Below are 26438 nucleotides of genomic sequence, written 5' to 3' on the forward strand. Positions count from 1 at the left end.
CGGGGCGAGCCGGGGTGTTGCGGGGAAATGGGACATAAGTCCGTGGTTCGCCGTTTGACTGCAGTCGGTATGTGTGTCAGCCCGGCGCGCGACGATCCCGGTGGATCGGTCATGCGACACGCATGCTATCAGCTAGGCTGGCCGCGAACCGTAAAGAATTGTCCGGCAATGGCCTAGGCGCTTTGCGTTGAGATATGACGGCGTTTGCCGTCAATCATCCGAAAGAACATTAAAAGTTAATAAAATCAATGGATTGGTATTTATTTTATTGAAGGGGACGGATCAGCCGGCAACACATCGAGCATTCGTTGCACCTTCCATCGCGCTAACTAGCACGGCGCGATTGTTTTTGTGTGAACGTTGCACTTAAAATCGGTGACCAAATAATTAAGCGCAGGTGGCTTGGCGGTCTGAGAGCGCCGTTGCCGAATGCCCATTGACAAGTGAACGTGACCGAAATGCTGCGCGCCTTCGTTGGCGCGCTCGATCAGAACAATCGTGCGATCCGGTTTCATTGGGGCCGTCATCAGGATGCGCTGGCGCATGTCCTGGTGCCACAGAGCATCGATTTGACGGAAGGTCTCTGTGTCGGCATCGAAGGGCACCTGACCTGCCTGTCGTCACGCCCGGATCTGCCGCTCTCCGCCTTTCTGGGGTTGCCGCTTTCGGTGCAACTGATGACGGATCGAGGCAAGCCATATCCGATCAATGGGATCATCACAGATGTCCGCGCCGGTCAATCGGACGGCTCCCTCACGTGCGTACAACTGACATTGAGAGATGCGCTGAGTATTCTCGATCAGCGGATCAACAGCAGAACGTTCCGTTCGATGAGTGTTCCAGACATTCTGGAGACACTGCTGCACGAATGGCAGCAACGCAGTTCCGCGTTGGCGCAGGCTTTCGATTTCGAACTCGTGCTGGATCGCAACCAGTATCCAAAGCGCGAGCAGACGCGCCAGGCGGGTGAATCGGATGCGGCCTTCATTCGACGGCTGTGTCGACGCGACGGTATTTTCTGGTACACCCGGGCTGGCAAGCATGATGGTGCGGCCGCCGACACGCCGGTCCATACGCTCGTGTTCTGCGACGATCCGACGAAGCTGCCACAGGCGGCGGCAGGCCATGTGCCTTACCACCGGGGTACGCAGTCGCGGGAGCGTGACTCGGTCACGCTATGGTCCGCGGCCCGTGCGTTGACGCCCGGAAGTGTGCGGCGTGCCAGTTGGGATTACAAGACCGGCAGGATCGCGCAGTCTGAGCAGGAGACGATCGTCGATCAGGGCGAGGCGGGCAACGATCTTGCGAAGCTGCTGGCCGACTCGGTCATCGACGTTCCGCATGCGGCGGACTCGGATGCCGACCACGAGCGTTTGGCGAAGGCTCGGATTCTGGCACATGAGCATCGCGCCGAATGCGTGCATGCGTCGAGCGATGTCCGGGATGTCTCGCCGGGCTTCTGGTTCACGCTGGCTGGGCATCCGGAGGTCGATACCCGGCCCGAGGAGCAGCGGCAGTTCGTCGTTACCAGCTTGCACCACCGGGCGACCAACAATTTTTCGAAGGCGCTCGACGAGCGGGCCCAAGTGCTGTTTGCCGCGAGTCGCTGGAGTTTCGACGCGTTGCCGGTCGAAGAGGGGGCCGGGGTTCGCTACGAGAACACATTCGTTTGCGTGCGCCGCGGTGTGCCGCTGACACCTGCCTACGATCCGCGCGTCGATTTGCCGCCCGTGCATCCGTTTACCGCGAAAGTGGTTGGCCAGGACGGCGAGGAAGTGCATTGCGACGAATTGGGGCGCATCAAGGTGCAGATTCTCGGTTTGCGCGCCGACGATCATGCCCATGCGCAAGGTGCCGGCACCAGCGGAACCGAGCGGGACAGCGCGTGGGTGAGATGGGTCAGCCCCTGGGCCGGGCCGAACTACGGCATGGACATGCTGCCGCGCGCGGGAATGGAAGTGCTGATCGACCATTTGCACGGCGACCCCGACAAGATGGTCGTGACCGGGGTGCTGCACGGCGGTCCCAACATGCCGACCACGTTCAGCCATACCGGTTCGCTTCCGGGCAATCGATATCTTTCCGGCATCAAGACCAAGGAGGTCAAGGCGGATCGCTACAACCAGTTGCGTTTCGACGATACACCTGGCCAGATCAGCAGTCAGCTTGCTAGCGAACATACCTATACCCAACTGAACCTGGGCTACCTTACGGAGCCTCGAAACGATGGCAAGGGAGCGCCTCGCGGTGACGGTTTGGAGGCCAGAACCGATGCCCAGGCGGTCATTCGTGCCGCGAAGGGCGTCTACGTGACCGCGCAGCAGCAGGGGCGTGCCGAAGGCAAGATGCTCGAACGCACGGCATTGCAGACGTTGATCGAACAATTGCAGGAACTGGTACGAAACCTCGGTGATGCGTCCGCCGCGAACGACGCCGACAACACCGACCTCGCACGCATCGAGAAGATCACCTCGCAGATCAAAGGCTGGGATGCTGGCAGCAACGTTGATCAAGGTGGCGGCGGCTCCGGCGGTGCGCCGATGGTGGCAATCGAGGGGCCGGCCGGCGTGACCGTGGTTAGCCAGGACGCGATGGTGCTCGGGGCCCAGACCAACATCGATGCGGTGAGTGCCGGCAACACGCAGATCAGCGTGGGACGTCGTCTGTTGATGCGCGTCGGCGATTGGATGAGTGCTTTCGCGGCCAAGGGCATGACGCTGGTGACGGCAGACGGGAAGCTGCGTATCGAGGCGCACAAGGAGGACGTGGTTGTGAAGGCCGCCAAGCGCATCATCCTGGAGGCAGGCGAAGAGATCGTGTTCCGCTCGCCGAAGGTCAATACGCAGGCGAGCGACGAAGCGTCGATCAATGGCGGGTCGAGCTACAGCCAGTGGAATGGCGGCGGCGTCGTGCATGGCACGAGCGGCGTATGGCGCGAACACGCGGCGTCGCACAGTCTCGTCGGGCCGGACAACAAGCCTGTGAAAGCGCCCGACCCCCTGACGTTCAAGGAGCTGGAGCAACAAGACAGCCTCGCGGTGGTGCTCCGTTCCCATCCCAACGATGGGCGGCCGCTTGCTTACGAGCCGTACACCCTTTACAAGGGAGCGGCCAAGATTGCGGACGGCGTGACCGACGAGCATGGTCAACTGATCATTGCGAATCACCAGAAGGGCACGTCTTCCTATACGGTCAAGCTGCACAACGGGCACGAGATCGAGGTGCCCGTGATGGAGGGAGGGTTGAGCGACGATGATCAACTGGCCGCGCAGGGATGGCGGGCAGTCGACGGCGATCCGGAATCGCGCCAGCGCCACGCACAGGGCTGACCGGCGATTCGCTACAGTTTTCGACGAGAAACGTGATGTCCGATACCAATACTCAAAACAAAACGAAGGCGCCGGTCGATGTCGACAAGCGTCAGGCGGTCGCCAGTGCGCAGTGGTTTCTGGAAAAGCAGGCGGACTACTACGCGCCGCCGTATGAAAAGAACAATATCGACGTATTCATTTGCGGAGAGGACGCGTTTACGCAGATTGCGGCCGACTTGAAGGCGGCCAAGCATAGTGTCGAAATCATTTGCTGGGGCTTTGACCCCGGGATGGAACTGATCCGCAAGGGCACGGTCTGGCCGCGAGGAGATACCTGGGGCGGGCTGCTGCGCGATGTCGCGGCCGGGAAATTCAATAACGGCAAGCCGGTGCAGGTTCGCTTGCTCTCGTGGTATGGCGTGATCGGAAGTACCCTGTCGAACAACATGCCGGGCTACAGCGGCGGCCGCCTTACGTACGAGCAGAAGATGGCCAGGGAGGTCGGCAAGGCGGGCGGCATCTATGTGCAGTTGGGCAATGCGCCGCAGCCGCTGACCCCACAGGACCGGCGCGAGGACTTCAATGCGCGATGGTACGACGACGCGTTTGCCGGCCGCCTGCCCAACCTGTCTCTTCGTACGCGGGACGGCAGCAGCAAGGACGTTCACGAAAGCCTGGCGCACGAGCCGGGCAAGCGCGACAACCTGGAAGATTTCGGCCTGGAGAAATTGGCCACCGACCATCAGAAGACTATCCTGATCGACTACGACCACGAGGGCGGTACACAGGCGGTCGGCTACGTGATGGGGCTGAACAGCGTGACGGACTATTGGGATACGCAGCAGCATCTCTTCAATGATCCGCGTCGTGGTGAAGGATGGGAGGGCGCCAACGACTCGCAACCGGGGTTGAAGCCTTATCAGGACTACGCGAGTCGGATTCGGGGCGAAGCACTGGTGGCGGTAAGCAAAAACTTTACCGATGCGTGGAACCGGGCCAAGGGTCAGGGCGCGAACCTGTCGCGAACACACGATTTCAAGAAGGTGCCTCCGGGTTTGACGCAGAATCTCGGCACGCCGTGCCAGCGTGCGCAAATCGCTCGTACGCAGCCCGAAGAAAAGGACAAATCCATCAAGGCCTTGTATATCCAGGCGACGTCGTTTGCGCGCAACTATATCTACATCGAGAACCAGTATTTCCAATATACCGAGTGGCCGACGAAGCTGAAGGAATTGCGAACCGAGTTTCTGTCGTGCAGCCAGGCAGCGGGAAGGAGTCCTGCCGACGTACCGAATTTGCACGTGATGGCCGTCATCCCCACGCCCGAGCGGCCACAGATGGTGCCGCGCACGCACGATACCGTTAAGGTTCTGGGCTATGGCACCTCGATGCCCAATCAGGACAAGGCGGTCGAAGACGAACTCGCGCGCAATCGCCAGCAACAGGCGACCTGGGACGCCTACGTCAAGCGGCAGAAAGCGAGCGGCGCAAGGATCGACCCCGACTACTACCCAGCTCCGCTGTCGCCTGCGGCGCAAAGCGCCAAGGACCTTGGTGACAAGGCGTCGCTCACGAAATCGCTCGATCAGATGGGCATCCGTGCGCTGGTCGGCAGCCTGTGGTCCTTTGACTACAATTGGCGCAGCTCCAAGCTGAATACCGAGACGGAGAAGAAACAGGCCCGCTGGGATGACTACGTAAAAAAGCAGCAAGCCAAAGGCGAACTGCCCGACCCGGACTTGGCGCCGATGCTGCCGTTGCCGGCGCAATCGTTCGCGGCCCGGTACAGGGAAATCTACATCCACAGTAAATTGCTGATGATCGACGACAGTTTCTTCACGTTGGGCAGTGCCAATCTGAACTTGCGGAGCATGGCAGTGGATGCCGAGATCAACGTGGGAACCGACGACCGCGCCAAAAGCGAAGATCTGCGCAAACGGGTGTGGAAGCTTCACACAGGAAATGCAGCGGATTGCAACCCGTCTTCGCTGACTCCGCCGGCCATGTCGAAGGCGTTCCGCAACTGGGTGCAATTGCTGCGGGCCAACGAGCTTGCCCGAAAGAAGGGGGACGCGCCAACCGGCTTCCTGCATCCGTTCCACGATGACCGTGTGACAGGTATTCGCTTATCCTGAGTAGGCTCCCTAAATCGTGCTAAATCAATTGCGTTCGACCCTCGCCAACCGTATCGGCTTCGCCCGGTTAGTTTCTGCTTTCCTGTTCCTTGCATGTGCCGCCTGCTCAATGAACGATTCTCTTCCTCGCAACATGTCGCTGACCGCCTTCGATCCGCATCGCACAGCATTCGAGTGCAAGCACGAGGTTGACGCGGTTCCTCCGCTGGATCCGGAGGCCGATCGCTGGAATCAGCAGGCAATGGCGCTGACCAGTTCGCTGTTGTGGCCGAACCAGCGCGACTACAAGGGGGCTGTCGATTTGTGGACGAAGGCGGCCGAGCGTAAGCACTGGAAAGCCATGCTGAATCTGGCGAATGCCTACGCTCAGGGGCAAGGTGTGGAACGTGATTCGGAACATGCCGTTCAGATCACCGAACAGGCGATGAAACTGGGTATTCCGGCAGCCTACGATTTGATGGGCACGTACCACATGAACGGGATGGGGGTTAAGCAGGATGCAAGCCGCGCCTATGCGTTCTGGCAACTGGCCGCCGATATGGGTAGTCCAAGTGCGATGGCGTATCTGGGTGGCAAGATGGATGCGCTCTATGACGACCCGAAGGCAGGCTTCTGGGGTAACCGAAAGATCGCGCTCAAGATGCTTGAATGTGCGGTCGCGCAGGGCAACGGACTTGCTGCATATGAGTTGGGAACGACGATTGTGGGAGATCGAGCCGAGTTGAGCGAGAACAACGAACGCGCACTCAAGACCCTGCATGCGGGCGTGAAATTCGGCAGCGCCGAGAGCGCGGGGTGGTTGAGTGCGTCGTTTGGCAAGGGGGACGCCCTGGTCGGCCATGTCAAGGATGAAGCCCGCGCCGAACGCTACAGCGTCCTTGCCGACCGCCTCGAGCGCGACCCCGACCTGCGTCTGCCGAATCTGGACAAGGTCGTGCCGCTGCCGCCCGCCAAGCTGCCCAAGTGGGATGGCAACAAAGAGACGTTGATCGACGCGGCGAAAGCGGTGACGTCCGTGCCGGTATCGCCGGTCAAACCTGCGGCGCACCCCGTGTCGCTGCGTACGGGGCGCGCGCACGTGCCCGATGGCTACATGCTGCCGGAGAAGCCGCAGGTTGCCGTTCCTCCGCAGGCGGAAACGACGGCTGCTCCTGTCGGTGGTTACTGGCTCGCTCAGCTGAAGTATCCGAGCGCCGAACGTCACTTCGCATGGAATGCGGCTCAGGTACCGATGCATTACCGGAATGATGAACTGTTCGATCGGAGTCGCCCCGGCCTGATGCCCGAGGACGGTCGCATCTTCTTCCACTATGTCGGCGATGCGATTCCGATGCCCGTGCAATCGGCGGAATCGCATCCGCGTGTGACACAGGGCATTGCGCGCGCCGCCGAATTTCCCGACCCGGCTATCCGGTGTCGCGGCATCCGCGCGTGCCCGGTGACCGGTATTTGGCAGGCTGTGGTGGCGGACGATCATCCTCGGGCGGCCACGTTCAATCAGTGGTATCGCCAGGCCTATGTGTTGCAAGGTGATGCGTTTCCCGATCCACGGGTCATGCATCTGGACGTGTCGCCGGCGGACGTGACGTGGACGTGGTGGAACGAAGCCAATCACCTTGGATTTGCGAAGCTGCCTCAGGTCAGCCTCGGCAACCCTTCCGAGAACGCTTGACGGAGCAGAGATGCGCAAATCGACGATTGCCGCGACGGTGTGTGTCGGAGGGATGATCTTGGCTGCCTGGGGGGCGGTTGCAACAATGGGGGCCGTGGCCCAGATCAGCGGAGGTAGCTACGGTTCGCACGATGTAGGCGATTTCGCGATCGAGAATTTCCTGTTTCTCGGTCCGCTACTGGCGTTGGGGGGGCTGGTCGCATGGTTCGCCAGCCGGAGTTCGCCAACCTCCGACGACGAGGGCGGTGAACAGCCTTCGGGCAAGGATGAGCGCGATCCGGCTGCTCTCGCGCACCGGGACGCAGACCGATGAGCAGTGCTGAAATCATCTACAAGCACGATCAGTGGCGCAAGGGCGCGGGCGGTATACCCGCAGGACTGTCTGGTCAGGCAGACAGCTCGGCCTATGCCGGCCTCGATCTGGGTCTCGCGCAATTTGCCGATAGCAGTTTCAGCGGTAGCAGCTTCGCCGGAACGTCATTCCGGCAGGCCGGCTGGACGGGTTGCCGGTTCTCGGCATGCACGTTTACCGGTTGCGATTTTGCAGAGATTGCGATTTCCGGATGTACATTCATGGATTGTAGCTTCAATGACGCCGCTTTTCAGGGCAGCACTTTCAACGGTGTGAAATTTCTCGGATGCAAGTGGAACGGCGTCAGGTTCGACGGCAACACATGGCATTCGGTGCAGGTGCTGGACTGTACCGGCACCACGGTTGAAGCTCATGGCCTCAAGGGACTCGACGTCGACTTCACCGGAAGCTATTTCGAGCATCTGGCTTTCGAGGATACGGAAATCAACGGCGGACATTGAGTTGAGACGGCTACCGTTGCGGGGGGCGTCGACACAGTGGTGAGTCGGCCAGCAACGGTTACCTGCTCCATCTGGGCGGCGCGATAAGCCCGGCGCCGTCCGACGCGATCAAATGAAACGGCCGCCGCATCGGTTGCGATGCGACGGCCGCGAGCGCGAAGCGCAGGGTAGCAGGCGGGCCGAGGGCGCGGCGTGTGCCCGCCGCGCCCCGCCCGCCCGCGGATCACACCACCGCCGAGCGCGCGACGCGCACCGGCACCGACTTGTACGACGGCGTGCCGCTTTCCTTGTCGATGTAGTCCAGCGGCACGAGCACGTTCGCTTCCGGGTAGTACGCGCCGACCGAGCCCGGCGCGATGTCGTACTCGATCGCGGTGATCTTCTCGAGGCGCAGCGTGCGGCCCGACGCGGTGACCGTCTCGATGTCGACGAGGTCGCCGTGTTCGAGCCCGTACTTCTCGAGATCGGCCGCGTTCATGAACAGCACGTCACGCCGGCCGAACACGCCGCGATAGCGATCGTCGAGCCCGTAGATCGTCGTGTTGTACTGATCGTGGCTGCGCAGCGTGATCAGGCGCAGCACCTGCTCGGCGCCGAGCACGTCCGCGTCTTCCTTCACGCCCTTGTAGACCGAGAACATCGCCTTGCCGGTCGGCGTCGGCCACACGCGTTCGGTGGGCGGCAGCGGCAGGCGGAAGCCGCCCGGCGTGCGGATGCGCTCGTTGAACGCCTCGAAGCCGGATACGGTCTTGTCGATCAGGTCGCGGATGCGGTCGTAGTCGGCGATCAGGTCGAGCCACGCGATCTTGCTGTTCGGCAGCGTCGCATGCGCGATGCCGGCCACGATCGCGGGCTCCGAGCGCAACTGGTCCGACGCGGGCTTGAGCTTGCCGGCCGACGCATGGACCATCGACATCGAATCCTCGACGGTGATCGACTGCCGCCCGGTGGCCTGCATGTCGAGCTCGGTGCGGCCGAGCACCGGCAGGATGAAGGTTTCCTTGCCGACCAGCAGGTGCGAGCGGTTCAGCTTGGTGCCGAGATGCACGCTCAGGTCGAGCTTCGCCATCGCCGGGAACGACAGTTCCGGATCGGGCAGCGCGACCGCGAAGTTGCCGCCGAGGCACAGCAGCGCCTTCGCGGTGCCGTCGATCATCGCCTGCATGGCCTGCACCGCGTCGTGCCCGTGCTGCGCGGGCGGTGTGAAGCCGCACACGTCCTCGATCTTCTTCAGGAATTCGGCCGACGGCTTCTCGGTGATGCCGACCGTGCGGTTGCCCTGCACGTTCGAATGGCCGCGCAACGGGCACACGCCGGCGCCGGGCTTGCCGATGTTGCCGCGCATCAGCAGCAGGTCGGCGATCAGGCGCACGGTTGCCGTGCCCTTGTTGTGCTGCGTGACGCCCATCCCGTACGTGACGATCGTCGCGTTCGACTTCGCATACGCGATCGCGACCTGTTCGAGCTGTTCCTGGCTCAAGCCGCTCGCGCGCTCGATGTCGTCCCACGACGTGGCTTCGAGGTCGGCCGAGAACGCGTCGAAGCCGTTGGTGTGCTGCGCGATGAAGTCGCGGTCGAGCACGTTGCCTTGCTCGGCTTCGAGCTTCAGCAGCGCCTTCATGATGCCCTTCAGCGCGGCCGCGTCGCCGCCCGCGTCGACCTGGTAGTACGTCGACGCGATCCGCGTGGAGCCGAACGACGCCATTTCGATCATGTCCTGCGGATCGGCGAAGCGTTCGAGCGCGCGCTCGCGCAGCGGGTTGAACACGATGATCGGCACGTTGCGGCGTGCGCACTCGTGCAGCGTGCCCATCATCCGCGGATGGTTCGTGCCGGGATTGTGGCCGATCGAGATGATCAGCTCGCAGTGGTCGAAATCCTCCAGCGACACGGTGCCCTTGCCGATGCCGATCGACTGCGGCAGGCCGACGCTGGTCGGCTCGTGGCACATGTTCGAGCAATCCGGGAAGTTGTTGGTGCCGAGCTCGCGCGCGAACAGCTGGTACAGGTACGCGGCTTCGTTCGACGCGCGGCCCGACGTGTAGAACTCGACCTGCTCGGGCGGCAGCGCGCGCAGCACTTCGCCGATGCGCGCGAAGGCGTCGTCCCATTCGATCGCGCGGAACGTGTCGGTCGCGCGGTCGTAGACGAGCGGATGCGTGAGCCGGCCCATGTTCTCCAGTTCGTAGTCCGACATGCGCAGCAGCGACGACACGGTGTTCGCCGCGAAGAACTCGGGCGTCACGCGCTTGGTCGTCGCTTCCCACGTGACGGCCTTCGCGCCGTTCTCGCAGAACTGGAACGTCGACTTGTGTTCCTTGTCCGGCCACGCGCAGCCGGGGCAGTCGAAGCCGTCGGGCTGGTTGGTCCGCATCAGCACGATCGGCGCCTCGATGGTTTCCATCTGCGTGCGCACCGCATCGGCTGTCGCGCGAAGCGCGCCCCAACCGCCGGCGGGCCCATCGTATTTCCTGATGCCTGGCACTTCGCGTCGATTTGTCATGGTGAATCTCCAATAGCCGGGCCCGGTGCGGGTGGCTCGGTTGCGCCGTGTCGCGGCGTGGGGCGGCTCCGTCCGGCGGACGGAGCCGGTCATGCGTGCCCCGGGTTGCAGGGCAAGCGTTGTTTTAGTGTGCGTCCTTCTTCGTGCCGGACGACTTCTTGCCGGGCTTCGCCGCGGGCGGCGGGGCGTCGGCGGGCGTGTCGTCCTGCTTCGCGTCTGCTGCCGCCTTGGCGGCCTTGCCGTTGGGTTTGGGCTTGCCGTCGGCGTCCGGTTTCCCGTCCTTCGTATCCTTCGCTTCAGGCGCGGCGAGCGTGTTGAACTTCACTTCGTCGCTGTCCTTGTCGTAGTCGACCTCGCACTTGTCGCCCGATTTCAGCCGGTCGGCGAGGATCTCCTTCGCGAGCCGCGTCTCGATCGTCTGGCGGATCTGGCGTTTCAACTCGCGCGCGCCGAATTCCGGCTGGTAGCCGACTTCGGTCAGGTGGTCGACGAGCGAGCTGCCCATCACGAGCGTGATGTCCTGCGCGGCGGCGGTACGCACCACGCGATCGAGCTGGATCTGCACGATCGAGCGGATGTTGTCCTTCGACAGCGCGTGGAAGACGATCACCTCGTCGATCCGGTTCAGGAACTCGGGCCGGAAATGCCCCTTCAGCACCTGCATCAGTTCCTCGCGGATCGCCTTGTCGGTCTTGCGCGCGGCTTCCGGCTGCGTGAGGTTGTCCATGATGATCGCCGCGCCGAGGTTGCTGGTCGCGATGATGATCGTGTTGCTGAAATCGACCACGCGGCCCTTGCCGTCGGTCAGACGCCCGTCGTCGAACACCTGCAGCAACACGTTGTAGACGTCCGGATGCGCCTTCTCGATCTCGTCGAGCAGGATCACGCTGTACGGGCGGCGCCGCACGCGTTCGGTGAGCTGGCCGCCTTCGTCGTAGCCGACGTAGCCGGGCGGCGCGCCGATCAGCCGCGCGACCGCGTGGCGCTCCATGTATTCGGACATGTCGATGCGGATGATCGCCTGCTCGTCGCCGAACACGGTCTCGGCCAGTGCCTTCGCGAGCTCGGTCTTGCCGACTCCCGTCGGCCCGAGGAACAGGAACGTCGCGATCGGCCGGTGGGTCTGGCCGAGCCCGGCGCGCGACAGCCGCACGGCATCGCTGACGGCGACCACCGCGTCGCTCTGGCCGACCACGCGCTCGCGCAACTGTTCTTCCATCTTCAGCAGCTTCTGGCGTTCTTCCTGCGTGAGTTCGGATACGGGGATGCCGGTGAGCCGCGACACGACCTCGGCCACCGATTCGACGGTCACTTCGAGCGTCTCCGAGCCGGTCTTGCGCTGCCACGCCTCCATCATCTCGTCGACGGCCTTCTGCTTCGCGTTGATCTGCTCTTCGAACTGCTTCGCTTCGTCGAAGCGCTTGCGCGAGGTCGCATAGTCCTGCTCGCGCTTCAGTTGCGCGATCTGCGCTTCGCCTTCCTGAATGTCGACCGGGCGCGACGTCGCGCCGATCCGCACGCGCGCGGCGGCCTGGTCGATCAGGTCGATCGCCTTGTCGGGCAGGAAGCGCGACGTGATGTAGCGGTCGGCGAATTCGGCGGCCGCGACGAACGCGTCGTCGGCGAACGTCACCTGGTGGTGCGCCTCGAGGCTGTCGCGCAGCCCGCGCAGGATCACGATCGTCTGCTCGACGCTCGGCTCCGGCACGAACACGGGCTGGAAGCGGCGTTCGAGCGCGGCGTCCTTCTCGATGTACTTCTGGTATTCGTTGAGCGTCGTCGCGCCGATCAGGCTCAGCTCGCCGCGCGCGAGCGCGGGCTTCAGCACGTTCGCGATGTCGAGGCCGCCTTCGCCGCCGCCCTGGCCCGCGCCGACGATCGTATGCAGCTCGTCGATGAACAGGATCAGTTCGTCCTGCTTCGCGGTCACTTCGTCGATCAGCTGCTTCGCGCGTTCCTCGAATTCGCCGCGATACTTCGCGCCGGCCACCATCGAGTTGATGTTGACTTCGACGAGCCGTTTGTCGCGCAGCACTTCGGGCACGTCACCGTTGACGATGCGCTGCGCGAGGCCCTCGACGATCGCCGTCTTGCCGACGCCCGGCTCGCCGATCAGCACCGGGTTGTTCTTCTTGCGGCGCGCGAGCACCTCGATCGTGCTCTCGATTTCCTGCGCGCGGCCGAGCACCGGATCGAGCTTGCCCTGGCGCGCGATCGCGGTGAGGTCGCGGCCGAACTTGTCGAGATTCGGCGTGCCGGTCGGCGCATCGACGCGGCCGTCCTCCGCGCCCTTGCCGACCACTTTCACGACCTTCTGGCGCAGCGCCTCGGGCGTCACGCCGTATTTCTTCAGCAGCGTGCCGGCGACGCTGTCCGGCACCGATGCGAGCCCGATCAGCAGGTGCTCGGGGCCGATGTACGAGTGGCCGAGATCGCGCGACGCCTGGAACGCGTACTGCACGGCCTTCTTCACGCGCGGCGAGATCGACAGCTTGTCGAGCGGCGCATCGGGGTCGGCCGTGCCGGTCTGCGCATGCGCGTCGATGTACGACTTGATGTCTTCCGGCGACAGCTTCAGTTCCTTCAGCAGCGCGGCGCACACGTCGGTGTCCGCGAGCGCGTACAGCAGGTGCTCGGAATCGAGCTCGCTGCGGCGCAGCTCATGCGCCTTCTCGGCCGCGCGCTGCAGCAGTTCGAGCGTCTGTTCGCTGAATGCGTCGGTCGGGTCGACCGATTCGCGCGGAATCTCGGCGGCGAGCGGCGAGTCGTCGCCGAGGCCGCCGAACAGCGATGACGGTCCGCCACCGCCCAGCAGCGAATCGAACGGATTCAGCATGCTCTGATGCCGCATCAGCTGTCGGAAGTGGTAATCGCAGATCGAGATCGTCTTGCGCTCGCCGTCCTGCATCACGGTGGCGCGCGCGACGGCCGGCCGGGCGTGACAGATATCGCAAAGTGCGGGCATGGTGGTCTGGCTCCTGTCTGTGAAGGTGGGTCGAAGGGTGAAGCCCGATGCGGTGCGGCGCTCGTGCATCCCGATCGCGATCGCACGACGCGCACGACACACGCTGCGGCGGCGCGCGTGCCGCACCGGTGCGATCGCGCAACGCGCGCCGGCGTGGCGCACGGTCGCGGTCGGGGCGGGAGGCGCGAGCGCTGAGAGGAGCCCACGGCATCGCTTCGACTGCGTTCAAAATAGCGAATCGGCGCGGGCCATCCAAGACACAGTTCCCAGCCGGGCCGGCCGTGAATTGCACCCTCACATGCGTGCGCGATCCGGCGGCAAGGAGTACAGACGCGCACGCGCGCGGCGGCGCGGGCATGCGCGGCGCGTACGGCTTGCGGTGGACGGGGGCAGGAAGAGGTGGCGCGCGAACGGGGCGAGGTGCGACATCGGCGCGCAGGACGCAGGCAGCCGGCAAACGGCGGGCGAGACGGGACGCAGGAGGGCGCGCGACGCGCGGCGCGGGCGCGAGGCGGTTTCGGCCGACCCCACACGCACCGCAGCCGATGCGTGCCGGAGGGCCGGCGAGGGCGAGGACGGGTTGCACGGTACGCGCCGGACATCGCGCAACCGTGGCGAACCGCGATCAGTCCGACAGGTTCATCGCGAGCCGTTGCCGTGCGATCTGCTTCACGTCGGCCGACAGCGCCGCATTCTGCAGACCATTGGCCCAGACGGAGAACGAATCCTCGATCAGGTTGCGCGTGTCGGGCGGCAGCTCGGCCAGCATCAGCGACACGACGGTAAACAGCACGGCGGTGTCGCCGGCCTGGCTGCTCGCGTGTGCGTCCACCGTCTGCTTCAGGGTAGCGACAGACGCCTGCAGCGCCTGTAATGCGTCATTCGATTCGCTCATACATCCTCCATGCAAGATGGGCGGGATCGGCGACGAACCGGCGGCCGGCGGTACGGCCGTCGCGCGCGACGCCCGGGCGGGCAGCGCGCGCCGGCAACCGCGCTCAGGCGGCCGCGTTGCCCTGCGGCGCCACGGCCACCGATGCCTCGCTCGTCAGCATCAGGAACGTGAACGTTTCGCGCAGGTACAGGCGGACGCCCTTGTCGGTGTGGCTCGTGTAGCCGATCGACACGTCTTCCCCGAGGTGCAGCTCGTAATCGCCGCCGCGCGTGGACAGCACGCAGCCGCCGCTGATCGCCGGCGCCCAGATGATCTCGCCGCTGACGATGCGTTTGATATGGCCGAGGACCGGATAGCCCTGGTCGCGCGCTTCGCTGAGCGCGGTGTATGCGTCCGAACCGAGCACGACCGAGTACGGGCCGTCGACGCCGGCCAGGCGCAGCGCTTCCAGCGCGTCGCTGATCGCGTCCGGATAGGCGCCGACGTCGGCCGGCAGCGTGAGCCGGCGGTTCGACGTGCCTTCGCGGATGCCGACGATGCCGGCCGCCCGGTAGCCGTCGAAGATCGCGCCGTCCTCGGCGAACGCGAGCCGCTGCGCGGCTTCCTTCGCCGGCTGCCAGTCGGCGTCGCGCGCGCCGCGCTCGACGCTGTCGATCGCGTCGCGGCTCAGCTCGAACGGCACCGTCAGCTCGACGATCGTGCGCGCTTCGCGCAGCCGCGCGTTCACGAGCTCGCGCGGCGCGGCCACGTCGAGCAGGTGCCCGGTGCCGACGGCCGACAGCTCGGGGCCCGCGGGGCCGTCGACGTCGACGACGCGGCGGCCGGCCACCGAGCGCTTGAAGGTGCGCGCCACTTCCTCCTCGATTTGTTCCCAGGCGGCCGACGAGATCGGCGCGAGTTCGCGATGCAGGTTATTCATAGGTCGGGGTTCCTTTCAGCGAGCCGATGTTCAGCGAGCCGTCGCGATGCGGTGCGGCAGGCGCGGACGGCGTGGATTCCGGTTGGGTGGCTTCGGCGGGCGGCGCCGGGCGGTCGGCGAGCGCTTCGAGCAGGTCGGCCGACGGCACGAAGAACAGCGAGCCGGTGACCGCGCGGCTGTAGTCGAGCAGGCGGTCGTAGTTGCCCGGCGGGCGGCCGACGAACATGTTCTCGAGCATCTGCTCGATCGGCGCCGGCGAGCGCGCATAGCCGATGAAATAGGTGCCGAATTCGCCGGCGCCCGGGCGCCCGAACGGCATGTTGTCGCGCAGGATCTTCACTTCCTGGCCGCCTTCGTCGAGCGTGGTCAGCGAGCTGTGCGAGCACGACGGCTTCACGTCCGGCGCGAGCTCGATGTCGGACAATTTGGTGCGGCCGATGATGCGCTCCTGCGTTTCGACCGCGAGCGCGTTCCAGCCGGCCATGTCGTGCAGGTACTTCTGCACGAGCACGTAGCTGCCGCCCGCGAATTCGGCATCCTCGTCGCCGATCACCGTGAAGTCGACCGCCTCGCGGCCTTCCGGGTTCTCGGTGCCGTCGACGAAGCCGATCATCGCGCGCTGGTCGAAATTGCGGAAGCCGTGCACCTCATCGACGACCGTGACCGCGTCGCCGAGCGCATTGAGCAATTGCGTCGCCAGTTCGAAGCACAGATCCATCGCTTCGGCGCGGATGTGCAGCAGGATGTCGCCGGGCGTCGCGACCGCGACGCGCTGGCCGGCGCCGAATTCGCGGAACGGATGCAGCGACGCGGGGCGCGGCTCGCCGAACAGCGTATCCCACGCGTCGGAGCCGAAGCCGCACACGCAGGTGAGGTTGCCGCCCGGTACGCGCTTGCCGACCGAGCGCACCAGCGCGGCGATGTCGCCGCACCACGAACGGATCGTGTCGGCGTGATCGGCGCCGGGATTGATCGTCGCCACGAGAAAGATCGCGCTGCGCGTGATCGTGCTGTGAACGGCCTGGGAGAGCGGGGGAGGAGTGGTCTGCATCGCGGCCTGCCGGTCAGTCATGTCGGGACGGACGGGCCGCGGTAGCCGCGGCGCGCGAAGGCGAACGGTTGAACTGTGTCATGCGACTGTTCTCTGTGCTTGGTGACATGCGGATGAAGGACGTTGCGCGGGCATCGCGCAACGGGCCGCAGCGGCGGCGGCCGGCCCCCGGGGCGCGAAGGGGAGGCAGGCGGGGTGGCCGCGCGTTCGCCCGGCGCGTAAGGCTGGCCGCACCGCGTAACGTCGTCGAGCATGCAATCTAGCAGCTTCGGCGGGTCTTTGGAACACGTATCGACGATCTGTCATTCGAATGGATCAAACCGGGCCGGGTTTTGTGCGGCGCCCGCTCAGCTGTACTCCTGGCGGCCGCGGCGCTGTGCTCTTGAGCGGGTGTGTCGCGTGCAGTAGATTAGGTTTCGCTCCGCGCGACCACGGCCATCATGATGAACCTTTTGGAAGCGATGCGTATTTTCGGTGCAATCGTCGAGCATGGCGGGCTGTCCGGCGCGGCGTCCGAACTGAAGCTCGACGTTGCACAGGTCGGCGCGCGGCTCGATGGGCTCGAACGCTATCTCGGCTGCCGATTGTTGCTGGACCGCTCGGGCGACGCGGTCGCATGCACCGAGGCCGGCGTCGCGTTTTACGCGTGTTGCCGGCGCACGCTATCCGCGGTCGCGCAGGCGACCGGCGCGAGCGGAGCCGGTGCGTGCACAACGGTTTCCCGTTCGCCCGTCGCGGGCTTGCCGTTGCCCGAGACCACTCGCTGCAGCGACGGAGCATCGATCGCCGCGCCCACGACACTACACCGGTTAACGCGTTGAATACGTCCACTGCATCCACCGATACGACCGCCGAGCGCATCCGTCGCCGCTTCGGCCATTTCCTTCACGCGGCCGAGCTCGCCGGGCTGGTCGTGATCGGGCTGGCGACCGCGTTCGCGATGGCGCAGGAAGCGTGGAAGGTCGTGCTCGCGGGCGAGGTTTCGCTGACCGACCTGCTGCTGATGTTCCTGTATCTGGAAGTGCTCGCGATGGACCTGCGCTACCTGCGGCTCGGCCGGCTGCCGGTGCGGTTTCCGCTGTTCATCGCGATGACGTCGCTCGCGCGCGACCTGATCCTGCGCGGCGCGACGGACAGCCCCGAGCGGATGCTGATGACGACCTTCGGGATCGTGCTGCTCGCGGTCGGCGTGCTGATCCTGAGCTTCGGCCAGCATCGCTTTCCGGCGGACGTCGACGATGTCGAGGACGACGTGCATGTCCGCAAGTAACGCGGCCCGGGCGGCATGCGAAGCGAACCCCGGCGCGCCGTGCGCGGTGCGGCGGTCTCCCCATCATTCCATCGAGCGAGGTGTCGCATGACCAGGCAATTGATCGTCGCCGTGTTCGGCAGCGTCGAGACGGCCCGCCAGGCCGCGAACGATTTCGAGGCGCTGTCGGAGAAGAACGAAGGATTCCACATCGAGAACGGCGTCGTCGTCGAGAAGGACGCGAACGGCAAGCTCGCGGTGCTCGACGCCGAATCGCGGCCATTCAAGGGCGGCGTGATCGGGGCGATCGCGGGCGGCTTGCTCGGCCTGCTCGCCGGGCCGATCGGCATGGTGACCGGCATGGCGGCCGGCGCGGGCGCGGGCATTCTCGCGCAAGCGGCCGGCAACGCGCTGCTCGACGGCACGTTCGTCGAGACGGTCGCGGCGCGGCTCGTGCCGGGCAGCGTCGCGGTCATTCTCGAGGCGAAGGAGGACACGCCGTTCTCGGTCGACAACGTCGTGACGGGATTCGGCGGCAAGGTCTTTCGCCAGACGCTCGACTGAGCCCGCTCTTTTCGAACCGATTCGGGAGAACCGCATGCGCATCGATCAATCGTACCGGCGCTTCGACATCGCGGCGACGTTGTCGCCGCTGCCCGGCAACCGCGCGATCGCGAGCGTCGACGTGACGACCGACGATCCGGGCCGCCTCGCCGATCTCGGCACCGGCCAGTTCCTGCAGATCCGCAAGTGGCTCGAGTCGAACGACGTCGCGTTGCTGACGGTGGTGTTCGACGAATGCAAGGTCGCGATCGACCACTACGCGGACAACGTCGACGACGCTTGAGTGCGAGCGGGCCCGCATGGCCGGGCTTCGCTTCGCCGTCGCCCCCTCTGCTACCGCAATACATCATGACGTGCGCCGGACGAACGGCTGCCGTGCGAGCGCGCGCGGCCGCGCCGTCGCGTTCGCATCATCTGTTCACCACGCTGGCCGGATTTGACGTTTCCTCGCCAAACTGTCACTTACATTCGCCGAAATGACGCAGTAGGATGCCGAACCTTGTCTTGATGAGATTCGCATTGCTATCCGCCTTCAATTTCGATAACGGACGAGGTTCCAGCCGGGACACCCGCCCCCGGCGACGGCTATCCGGCTTCGTGCGTCGGTGCGGCGGTGCCGCCCATGCGGCGCAGGCCGGTTCATCGCTGGCGGGGCGAGGCGGATGAAGCTCTACGAGAAATTTGCGAACGACGTAGAGCGACTCATTCGGCAAGGCGTATATCGACACGGCGACCGTGTGCCGTCGGTGCGGCAGGCGAGCCAGCAGCACCGGATCAGCATCACGACCGTGCTGCATGCGTATCTGCTGCTGGAAAGCCGCGGGCTGCTCGAAAGCCGGCCGCAGTCGGGCTATTTCGTGAATCTGCGGCGCGACGACGGCCATGCGCCGGTGCGCGAGCTGCGGCCGTCGAAGCCGATCGCGATCTCGTCGTCGGTGGACGTGAGCCGGCTCGTGCTGTCGACGTTGCGCTCGATCGGCACGGACGACGCGGTGCCGCTCGGCTCGCCGTATCCGGACCCGAGCCTGTTTCCGTTCGAGAAGCTGAACCGCTACGCATACGCCGCCGGTCGCGACAAGTCGCTGTGGGGCGTGACCGACGGGCTGCCGCCGGGCCATCCGCGGCTGATCCGGCAGATCGCGCGCCGCTACCTTGAAAACGGGATGTCGGTGGACCCGAACGAGATCATCGTGACGGTCGGCGCGACGGAGGCGATCAACCTGTGTCTGCAGGCGGTGGCGAAGCCGGGCGACACGATCGCGGTGGAGTCACCGACGTTCTACGCGATGCTGCACGCGATCGAGCGGATGGGGATGAAGGCGATCGAGGTGGCCACACACCCGGAATACGGAATCGACATCGCGGCGCTGGCCGCGATCGCGAAGTCGCAGCCGATCGCAGCGTGCATGGTGATGCCGAACTTCCAGAACCCGCTGGGCTTCCAGATGCCGGACGAGCGCAAGCGCGAACTGGTGGCGTTCGCAACGAAAGCCGGCATACCGATCATCGAGAACGGTGTGTATAACGAACTGTATTTCGGCAACATGCATCCGAGCACGCTGAAGTCGTTCGATCGCCATGACATCGTGCTGCATTGTTCGTCGTTCTCGAAGAGCCTGACGGCCGCGTACCGGATCGGCTGGGCGTTGCCGGGCCGCTATCGCGAGCAGGTCGAGAAGCTGAAGTTCCTGAATACGCTGGCGACGCCGTCGTTGCCGCAGCTCGCGATCGCGGAGTTTCTCGAACGCGACGGCTACGAACATCACCTGCGGCGGGTTCGCAAGGCGTATGCGCAGCAGGCGAACCTGATGCGCGCGATGGTGTCGCGGTTCTTTCCGGAGGGAACGCGCATTTCGAGTCCGGCCGGCGGCTACGTGCTGTGGGTCGAATTGCCCGCGCAGGTCGACGCGATGCGGCTGTACCAGCTCGCGCTGGAGCAGGGGATCACGATCGGGCCGGGCTACATGTTTTCGATCGCGGACACTTACCGGAACTTCATCCGCCTGAACTACAGCAGCCCGTGGTCGCCGGAGATCGAGCGCGCGGTCGTCACCGTCGGCAAGCTCGCCGCATCCTGCATCGACTGACCGCGCCGCGGCGCACGGCGCACGACGTCATGTCAGCCGGTACGACTGCGCGCCGGTGCCCGCGAGCGTGCCGCCGTCGACGATCAGGTATTCGTTGCGGATCGGCCTGCCGTCGAACCAGCATTGCAGGATCTCCAGCGTGCCGGCCGCATAGCGCGCCTGCGCGGACAACGACGTGCCGGAGATGTGCGGCGTCATCCCGTTGAACGGCATCGTGCGCCACGGGTGATCGGCCGGCGCCGGCTGCGGAAACCACACGTCGCCGCCATAGCCGGCGAGATGGCCGGACGTGAGCGCATTCACGACCGCGTCGCGGTCGACCAGCTTCGCGCGCGCGGTGTTGATCAGGTACGCGCCGCGCTTCATCCGCGCGATCATCGCCGCGTCGAACAGGTGCTCGGTCGACGGGTACAGCGGAATCTGCAGGTTGACGATATCGACGGCGCTCGCGAGCGACACCACATCGGCGTGATACGTGAGCGCGAGCGCCTGCTCGATCGACGCATCGAGCCGGTGGCGCTGCGTGTAGTGCAGTTGCAGGCCGAACGGCTGCAGCCGGCGCAGCACGGCGAGACCGATGCGACCCGCGCCGACCGTGCCGAAATGCATCCCTTCGACGTCGTAGCTGCGTGACACGCAGTCGGCGATGTTCCAGCCGCCCTGCTGCGCGACCGCATGCGACGGCAGGTAGTTGCGCACCAGCGCGAGCGTCGTCATCACCACGTGCTCGGCGACGCTGATGCTGTTCGAGCCGGTGACTTCGGCAACCGTGATGTGCGCGCGTGCGGCGGCGTCCAGATCGACGTGATCGGAGCCGATGCCGGCCGTCAGCGCGAGCTTGAGCTTGGGCGCGCGGGCGATGCGTTCGGCGCTCAGGTACGCGGGCCAGAACGGCTGCGAAATCACCACGTCCGCTTCGGGCAGCCGGCACTCGAATTCGGAATCGGGGCCGTCCTTGTCACTCGTGACGATCAGCGTATGGCCGTGCGCTTCCATATAACCGCGCAAGCCGAGCGCGCCGGACACCGAGCCGACGAGTTCGCCGGGCCGGAAGCCGGGCGGGCCGGCCGGCGTCGGTGCGGTTTGACCGTCCGCGTAGTGCGTGATGACCGGGATCGTGTCGCGCACGTAGCGCGGCGGATAGCCGTCGACGGGATCGGGGTAGAGCACGCACAGGACGGTAGCCATCGGGTAGTGCTCCTTTGACAGGTGAAGGCGGCACGCGGCTTGCGCGGGTCGCGCCGTGCCCGTCGCAGGCGGCCGCCGTGTTGCGCCGCAACGTTGATCACGTTCTACGCCGGTCGCGAATCGCGTACAAGCTACAGTCCGCGTTTGCGTGCGCTGCGGGGCGTCTGTACCTGTTCTTTTCAGGAGGGATGTCGATAATGGGATCGTTACCTGACTTTTCGGGAGCCACGTCATGACTGGAAGCGATGCGTCCTCACGCCCCGATCTCACGCAAGGGATCGCGCTCGACGATCTCGCCGACGGCGCGATGATCGAGGGCCATGTCGGCGACGCGGCGGTGCTGCTCGTGCGCCGCGGCAACGAACTGTTCGCGGTGGGCGCGCAATGCCCGCACTACGGCGGGCCGCTGGCCCAGGGCCTGCTGGTCGGCGACACGATTCGCTGTCCGTGGCATCACGCGGCGTTCTGCCTGCGCACCGGCGAGATGGAGCGCGCGCCGGCGCTCGACGGGCTGCCGTGCTGGCGCGTCGAGTGGCGCGACGGCCGCGCGGTCGTAGTCGATGCGCGGCCGGCCGCCGCGCCGCCTGCGCCGAAGGAAACCGGGCTGCCCGCATCGGTCGTGATCGTCGGCGGCGGCGCCGCCGCGATCGCAGCCGCGGTGACGCTGCGGCAGGAAGGCTATCCGCACGCGATCACGCTGCTGAGCGCCGATGCCGATCCGCCGTACGACCGGCCGAATCTGTCGAAGGATTACCTCGCGGGCACGGCGGAAGCCGACTGGCTGCCGCTGCGCGCGCCGTCGTTCTATGCCGAGCAGCGGATCGACGTGCGTTGCAATACGCGGGTCACGCGCATCGATCCCGCGCAGCGGTCGGTCGAGCTGGCCGACGGCAGCCGGGTCGAATACGGCGCGCTGCTGCTTGCGACCGGCGCCGAGCCGAACCGCCTGAACGTGCCCGGTGCCGATCTGCCGCACGTGCGTACGCTGCGCTCTCGCGCCGATTGCGATGCGCTGATCGCGAAGCTGAAAACCGCGCACCGCTGCGTGGTGGTCGGCGCGAGCTTCATCGGCCTCGAAGCGGCTGCGGCGTTGCGTACGCGCGGGCTCGACGTGCACGTCGTCGCGCCCGATCCGCATCCGATGGGCCGCGTGCTCGGCGATGCGCTCGGCGACACGATCAAGGCGCTGCACGAAGCGCACGGCGTGGTGTTCCATCTCGGCGCGACGCCCGCGCGGATCGGGCCGGACAGCGTGACGCTGTCGAGTGGCGACGTGCTGCCGGCCGACGTCGTGCTGGTGGGTATCGGCGTGCATCCGAACGTCGAACTCGCCCAGGACGCCGGGCTCGCGGTCGAACGCGGCGTGACGGTCGACCGCTTCCTGCAGACGAGTGCGCCCGGCATCTACGCGGCCGGCGATATCGCGCGCTGGCCCGATCCGCTGACGGGCGAGCGGATTCGCGTCGAGCACTGGGTCGTCGCCGAGCGGCAGGGCATCGTCGCGGCGCGCAACCTGCTCGGCCAGCAGCGGCCGTTCGATGCGGTGCCGTTTTTCTGGAGTCAGCATTACGACCTGACGCTCCGCTATGTCGGGCATGCGGAGCAATGGGATCGCGTCGAGATCGACGGCGACCTCGGCGCGCACGACTGCTCGATCGCGTACTGGCGCGGCAACACGCGGCTCGCGGTCGTGACGATAGCTCGCGATCTCGACAACCTGAAGGCCGAGGCGGCGTTCGAGCGGCAGACGGCTTCCGCATGAAAGCATCAGACGACACCCACCGAACCTTGAATGGAGGCGAAATGAACCCTGACGTCCGTGCCCGTTTCGAAACCGAGTTCGCGCCGCGCATCGCGACGCGCTTGCGCGACCTGTATCAGCCTGGCGAAGTGCAGGTCGACGTCGTGCCGCACGACGGGCAGGGCAGCCCGACCTGCGTCGACGTGATCGGCCTCACGTCGACGGTCGGCTTGCCGAACCGGTTGAACGCGCGGCTCGCGTGGCGCGACGATGCGATCGCCGGTCTGCTGGCCGAGCCCGACCACAGCCGCTTCGATCGCTATCTCGCGGTGCTGCCGGTCACGATCGAGCGGTGGCAGATGGAGTTGCCGGTCGATTTCAGCAGCCGGACGCAGCGCGATCGCGAGATCCTGATCGGCGACCTCGATTTCGATGCGTGACGTGCGTCGCGCGATGTCGGCCGATGGCGTGCGGCCGAACCGCGCGCGGTTACCGATCGCGCGTTCGGATGATCACGCGCCCCTGGTCGATGCCGCCGCGCAGCGCCTCGTCGCACGTCAGCCATTCCGGCGTGACGAGTTCGGGCGCGGGCAGGTCGACCGGCGCGCCGTCGCGGAAGATCCGCACCTGCGCGACCCACGCGCCGTTCGCGTTGCGCGTCGCATCGACGCGAATCTCGTGACCCATGAAAGTGTCGGTGGCTTGCATCGAACGGGGCCCTCCGTCGTGAATGAACGTGGTGCGTGGATCGTATCAGCATGGCGTGCGCCGCGCATCGAAAACGAACCGGCGGGTGCGTGTCACGTGCCGCGCGAGACGGGAGCGACCCTGTGGCCTTCGACCTGACCTTTTCCATCAAGGTGTTCGCGGCGCTGTTCGCGATCATGAACCCGATCGCGAACATTCCGGTGTTCCTGTCGCTGACCGAAGGCGCGGCGGACGGCGTGCGCCGCAAGGTCGCGCTGACGGCCGCGATCGGCGTGACGGTCGGCTGCATCGTGTCGGCGGTCGCGGGCGGCGCGATCCTGCACGTGTTCGGCTTGACGATCGACGATTTCCGCCTCGCGGGCGGGCTGCTGGTGCTGTTGATCGCGTTGTCGATGCTGCATGGCGCACCGAGCCGCCAGCATGCGCCGGGCGCCGACGAAGGCGCCGATCCGGCGGCGGCCGACAGCGTCGCGATCTATCCGCTGACGATCCCGTTGCTGGTCGGCCCCGGCACGATCGCGACGATGATCGTGCTCGGGCACGGCGCGGTATCGAGCGGGCAGGAACTTGCATTCGCGCTCGGGCTGGCCGCGTTTCTCGTGCTGCTGGCCGTGTCGCTGCTGTCGGCGCCATTGATTGGCCACTACCTGTCGCCGCGCGTGACGGCCGTCACGCAGCGCCTGATGGGGATGATTCTCGCGGCGATCGCGATGCAGATGATCGTCGCGAGCCTGAAAGCCGCGTTCGGGCTGCCGCATTGAGCGCGCCCGTTCGACTGCCTGGAGTCGCTGAATGAACACGCTGATCGTCTTGTCCTATCCCGATCTCGACGCGGCGCGTCGCGCGCTGGCCGAACTCGGCACGCTGCGCGACCGGCACGTCGTCGCGCTCGCGGGTGTCGTGATCGTCGAGTGCTCGACCGACGGACAGTTGCGCACGCATGCAGTCGATCCGAGCCGCGTGTCGTCCGGATCGCTGCTCGACAGCGTGGTCGCGCACGGCGAATCGTCGCTCGACGCGTGGCGCGAGCGGCCGGTGGACGATGCGCTGACCGACCGCGTCGCGCGCAAGGCGCGCCCCGGCACCGTGTCGCTCGGGCTGGCCGCGACGCAGCTCGACATCTATGCGCTGAGCGCGGCGCTCGCGCCGCTGGGCGGCGAAGTGGCCGACACGACGCTGTCGATCGACGACGAACTGAAGCTCGTCGAAGCGATCTCGAACGCGCGCGACGGCGGCGGCGAGCGCGGTCCGGCGACGGACTGACGCGCCGGCCCTTCCCGAAAGCGAAGCGCTTCCCGTCTGCTCTCCAACGGCGCGCCGCGCGCGCCGCACAGGCGCATGCCTTGCTCGATCGGCTCGACGGTGACCTTCACCGTTTCCGCTTTCGACAAGGAGGGCCTGACATGAAAGCAGTCGTATTTCACGGCATCGGCGACATTCGCATCGACACGGTGCCCGATCCGGAAGTCTCCGCGACGACCGACGCGGTCGTGCGCCTGACCGCCAGCGCGATCTGCGGCACCGATCTGCACATGGTGCGCGGCACGCTCGGCGGCATGAAACCGGGCACGATTCTCGGCCACGAAGGCGTCGGTATCGTCGAGGCGGTCGGGCGCGACGTGCGTAACCTGCGGCGCGGTGATCGCGTGCTGATTCCGTCGACGATCGCGTGCGGCAGTTGCGCCTACTGCCGCGCGGGCTATACCGCGCAATGCGACGTCGCGAATCCGGGCGGGCCGCGCGCGGGCACGTCGTTCTTCGGCGGGCCGGCCGAAACGGGCCCGGTCGACGGGCTGCAGGCCGAATACGCGCGCACGCCGCTTGCGCATGCGAGCCTGATCCGGCTGCCCGATGCGATCGACGACGATCGCGCGATCCTGATGTCGGACATTTTCCCGACCGGCTATTTCGGCGCGCAGCTCGCGGAAGTGAAGCCGGGCGATACGGTCGCCGTGTTCGGCGCGGGGCCGGTCGGGCAGTTCGCGATCGCGAGCGCGAAGCTGATGGGCGCCGGGCGCGTGATCGCGATCGACCGCATCGCGTCGCGGCTCGAGATGGCGTGCGCGCAGGGCGCCGAGATCGTCGATTTTTCCGAGGACGATCCGGTCGATACGGTGCTGCGGCTCACCGGCGGGATCGGCGTCGATCGCGTGATCGACGCGGTGGGCGTCGACGCGATGCGCGCGACGCACGGGCCGGCCGCGGCCGATCGCGACGCCGCGCGTGCGTTCGATGCCGAAGTCGACGCGATCGTGCCGCACCGCAAGCCGGACGGCCGCAACTGGGTGCCGGGCGACGGGCCGTCGCAGGTGCTGCAATGGGCGGTGCGCGCGGTCGCGAAGGCCGGCACGATCTCGGTGATCGGCGTGTACCCGCCGGCCGCGCGCGTGTTTCCGATCGGCGAGGCGATGAACCGCAACCTGACGATCAAGATGGGCAACTGCAATCACCGGACGGTGACGCCGCCGCTCGTCGAGCTCGTGCGCAGCGGCGCATTCGATCCGCTGTCGGTGCTCACGCGCACCGAGCCGCTGACCAACGCGATCGATGCGTATCGCGCGTTCGACGTGCGCGAGCCGGGCTGGATGAAGGTGAAGCTCGCGCCATGACGACGACACGAACCGAAACCGGGAGCAC

General features: G+C 65.9%; 22 protein-coding genes. 15 read left to right on the forward strand and 7 right to left on the reverse strand.

Going from position 1 to position 26438, the window contains the following annotated elements; translation table 11 throughout:
• The first annotated feature begins 458 nt into the window (after window positions 1–458).
• The 5 genes from BLS50_RS30515 (at window position 459) to BLS50_RS30535 (ending at window position 7931) form a co-directional block, all read left to right on the forward strand.
• Window positions 459–3329 carry a type VI secretion system Vgr family protein gene (locus tag BLS50_RS30515; protein ID WP_074808632.1) on the forward strand — a complete coding sequence of 957 codons (2871 nt, stop codon included), beginning with the start codon at window positions 459–461 and terminating at the stop codon, window positions 3327–3329.
• A gap of 35 nt (window positions 3330–3364) precedes the next feature.
• A complete protein-coding gene (locus tag BLS50_RS30520; RefSeq protein ID WP_074807108.1) occupies window positions 3365–5446 on the forward strand; it encodes a phospholipase D-like domain-containing protein in 2082 nt (693 codons plus the stop codon).
• A gap of 109 nt (window positions 5447–5555) precedes the next feature.
• Window positions 5556–7118 (forward strand): SEL1-like repeat protein, encoded by a 1563-nt coding sequence (locus tag BLS50_RS30525; RefSeq protein ID WP_074807111.1) that lies wholly within the window; start codon window positions 5556–5558, stop codon window positions 7116–7118.
• 10 nt (window positions 7119–7128) lie between these two features.
• Complete coding sequence (locus tag BLS50_RS30530) at window positions 7129–7431, forward strand: hypothetical protein (RefSeq protein ID WP_074807114.1); 303 nt, start codon at window positions 7129–7131, stop codon at window positions 7429–7431.
• Window positions 7428–7931 (forward strand): pentapeptide repeat-containing protein, encoded by a 504-nt coding sequence (locus BLS50_RS30535; protein WP_074807117.1) that lies wholly within the window; start codon window positions 7428–7430, stop codon window positions 7929–7931. Before BLS50_RS30530 ends, BLS50_RS30535 begins: the two co-directional genes overlap by 4 nt.
• Window positions 7932–8154: 223 nt before the next feature.
• Here the strand turns inward: BLS50_RS30535 and BLS50_RS30540 are convergent, their stop codons facing one another.
• The 5 genes from BLS50_RS30540 to BLS50_RS30560 all read right to left on the reverse strand — a co-directional run bounded on the left by BLS50_RS30540 (window position 8155) and on the right by BLS50_RS30560 (window position 16285).
• Complete coding sequence (locus BLS50_RS30540) at window positions 8155–10434, reverse strand: FdhF/YdeP family oxidoreductase (RefSeq protein ID WP_074807120.1); 2280 nt, start codon at window positions 10432–10434, stop codon at window positions 8155–8157.
• Between the two features lie 124 nt (window positions 10435–10558).
• The gene (locus tag BLS50_RS30545; RefSeq protein WP_074807125.1) at window positions 10559–13399 is read right to left on the reverse strand and encodes an ATP-dependent Clp protease ATP-binding subunit; all 2841 of its coding nucleotides are present in this window, start codon (window positions 13397–13399) and stop codon (window positions 10559–10561) included.
• Between the two features lie 625 nt (window positions 13400–14024).
• A complete protein-coding gene (locus tag BLS50_RS30550; protein ID WP_074807130.1) occupies window positions 14025–14294 on the reverse strand; it encodes a hypothetical protein in 270 nt (89 codons plus the stop codon).
• A 103-nt stretch (window positions 14295–14397) separates the two neighbouring features.
• A complete protein-coding gene (locus BLS50_RS30555; protein WP_012337541.1) occupies window positions 14398–15213 on the reverse strand; it encodes a family 1 encapsulin nanocompartment shell protein in 816 nt (271 codons plus the stop codon).
• On the reverse strand, window positions 15206–16285 hold the full coding sequence (locus BLS50_RS30560) for a Dyp-type peroxidase (protein ID WP_006481295.1): 1080 nt from the start codon (window positions 16283–16285) through the stop codon (window positions 15206–15208). Before BLS50_RS30560 ends, BLS50_RS30555 begins: the two co-directional genes overlap by 8 nt.
• 422 nt (window positions 16286–16707) lie before the next feature.
• On the opposite strand from BLS50_RS30560, the gene BLS50_RS30565 reads away from it, so the two are divergent.
• From BLS50_RS30565 to BLS50_RS30585, 5 genes are all read left to right on the forward strand, one after another.
• Window positions 16708–17085, forward strand: coding sequence for a LysR family transcriptional regulator (locus BLS50_RS30565; protein WP_027814601.1), 378 nt, complete (start codon window positions 16708–16710; stop codon window positions 17083–17085).
• Window positions 17082–17534 (forward strand): phosphate-starvation-inducible protein PsiE, encoded by a 453-nt coding sequence (locus tag BLS50_RS30570; RefSeq protein ID WP_027813452.1) that lies wholly within the window; start codon window positions 17082–17084, stop codon window positions 17532–17534. The genes BLS50_RS30565 and BLS50_RS30570 overlap by 4 nt, the downstream gene beginning before the upstream one ends.
• Before the next feature lie 87 nt (window positions 17535–17621).
• Complete coding sequence (locus tag BLS50_RS30575; protein WP_011545603.1) at window positions 17622–18077, forward strand: DUF1269 domain-containing protein; 456 nt, start codon at window positions 17622–17624, stop codon at window positions 18075–18077.
• Window positions 18078–18111: 34 nt separating this feature from the next.
• The gene (locus BLS50_RS30580; protein ID WP_006481293.1) at window positions 18112–18360 is read left to right on the forward strand and encodes a hypothetical protein; all 249 of its coding nucleotides are present in this window, start codon (window positions 18112–18114) and stop codon (window positions 18358–18360) included.
• A 379-nt stretch (window positions 18361–18739) separates the two neighbouring features.
• A complete protein-coding gene (locus tag BLS50_RS30585; RefSeq protein ID WP_074807133.1) occupies window positions 18740–20164 on the forward strand; it encodes an aminotransferase-like domain-containing protein in 1425 nt (474 codons plus the stop codon).
• A gap of 27 nt (window positions 20165–20191) precedes the next feature.
• On the opposite strand, the gene BLS50_RS30590 is transcribed toward BLS50_RS30585, so the two are convergent.
• Complete coding sequence (locus BLS50_RS30590; RefSeq protein ID WP_074807135.1) at window positions 20192–21352, reverse strand: NAD-dependent formate dehydrogenase; 1161 nt, start codon at window positions 21350–21352, stop codon at window positions 20192–20194.
• Between the two features lie 232 nt (window positions 21353–21584).
• On the opposite strand from BLS50_RS30590, the gene BLS50_RS30595 reads away from it, so the two are divergent.
• Both BLS50_RS30595 and BLS50_RS30600 read left to right on the forward strand, forming a co-directional pair.
• Entirely contained in the window at window positions 21585–23114 is a 1530-nt protein-coding gene (locus tag BLS50_RS30595; RefSeq protein WP_074807138.1) for an FAD-dependent oxidoreductase, read from the forward strand.
• A gap of 41 nt (window positions 23115–23155) precedes the next feature.
• Window positions 23156–23533 (forward strand): DUF5594 family protein, encoded by a 378-nt coding sequence (locus BLS50_RS30600; RefSeq protein WP_053526165.1) that lies wholly within the window; start codon window positions 23156–23158, stop codon window positions 23531–23533.
• 49 nt (window positions 23534–23582) lie between these two features.
• On the opposite strand, the gene BLS50_RS30605 is transcribed toward BLS50_RS30600, so the two are convergent.
• On the reverse strand, window positions 23583–23801 hold the full coding sequence (locus BLS50_RS30605; RefSeq protein WP_006481288.1) for a DUF6566 family protein: 219 nt from the start codon (window positions 23799–23801) through the stop codon (window positions 23583–23585).
• A 122-nt stretch (window positions 23802–23923) separates the two neighbouring features.
• Between BLS50_RS30605 and BLS50_RS30610 the strand changes: the two genes are divergently transcribed.
• The 3 genes from BLS50_RS30610 to BLS50_RS30620 all read left to right on the forward strand — a co-directional run bounded on the left by BLS50_RS30610 (window position 23924) and on the right by BLS50_RS30620 (window position 26410).
• Window positions 23924–24562: a MarC family protein gene (locus BLS50_RS30610; protein WP_012336578.1), complete on the forward strand. Its 639-nt coding sequence runs from the start codon at window positions 23924–23926 to the stop codon at window positions 24560–24562.
• Between the two features lie 31 nt (window positions 24563–24593).
• The gene (locus BLS50_RS30615) at window positions 24594–25064 is read left to right on the forward strand and encodes a hypothetical protein (RefSeq protein WP_074807140.1); all 471 of its coding nucleotides are present in this window, start codon (window positions 24594–24596) and stop codon (window positions 25062–25064) included.
• A gap of 140 nt (window positions 25065–25204) precedes the next feature.
• On the forward strand, window positions 25205–26410 hold the full coding sequence (locus BLS50_RS30620; protein ID WP_011545596.1) for a zinc-dependent alcohol dehydrogenase: 1206 nt from the start codon (window positions 25205–25207) through the stop codon (window positions 26408–26410).
• The last annotated feature ends 28 nt before the right edge of the window (window positions 26411–26438 follow it).

The organism is Burkholderia orbicola, from assembly GCF_900100915.1.
GTDB classification, from domain to species: domain Bacteria; phylum Pseudomonadota; class Gammaproteobacteria; order Burkholderiales; family Burkholderiaceae; genus Burkholderia; species Burkholderia orbicola.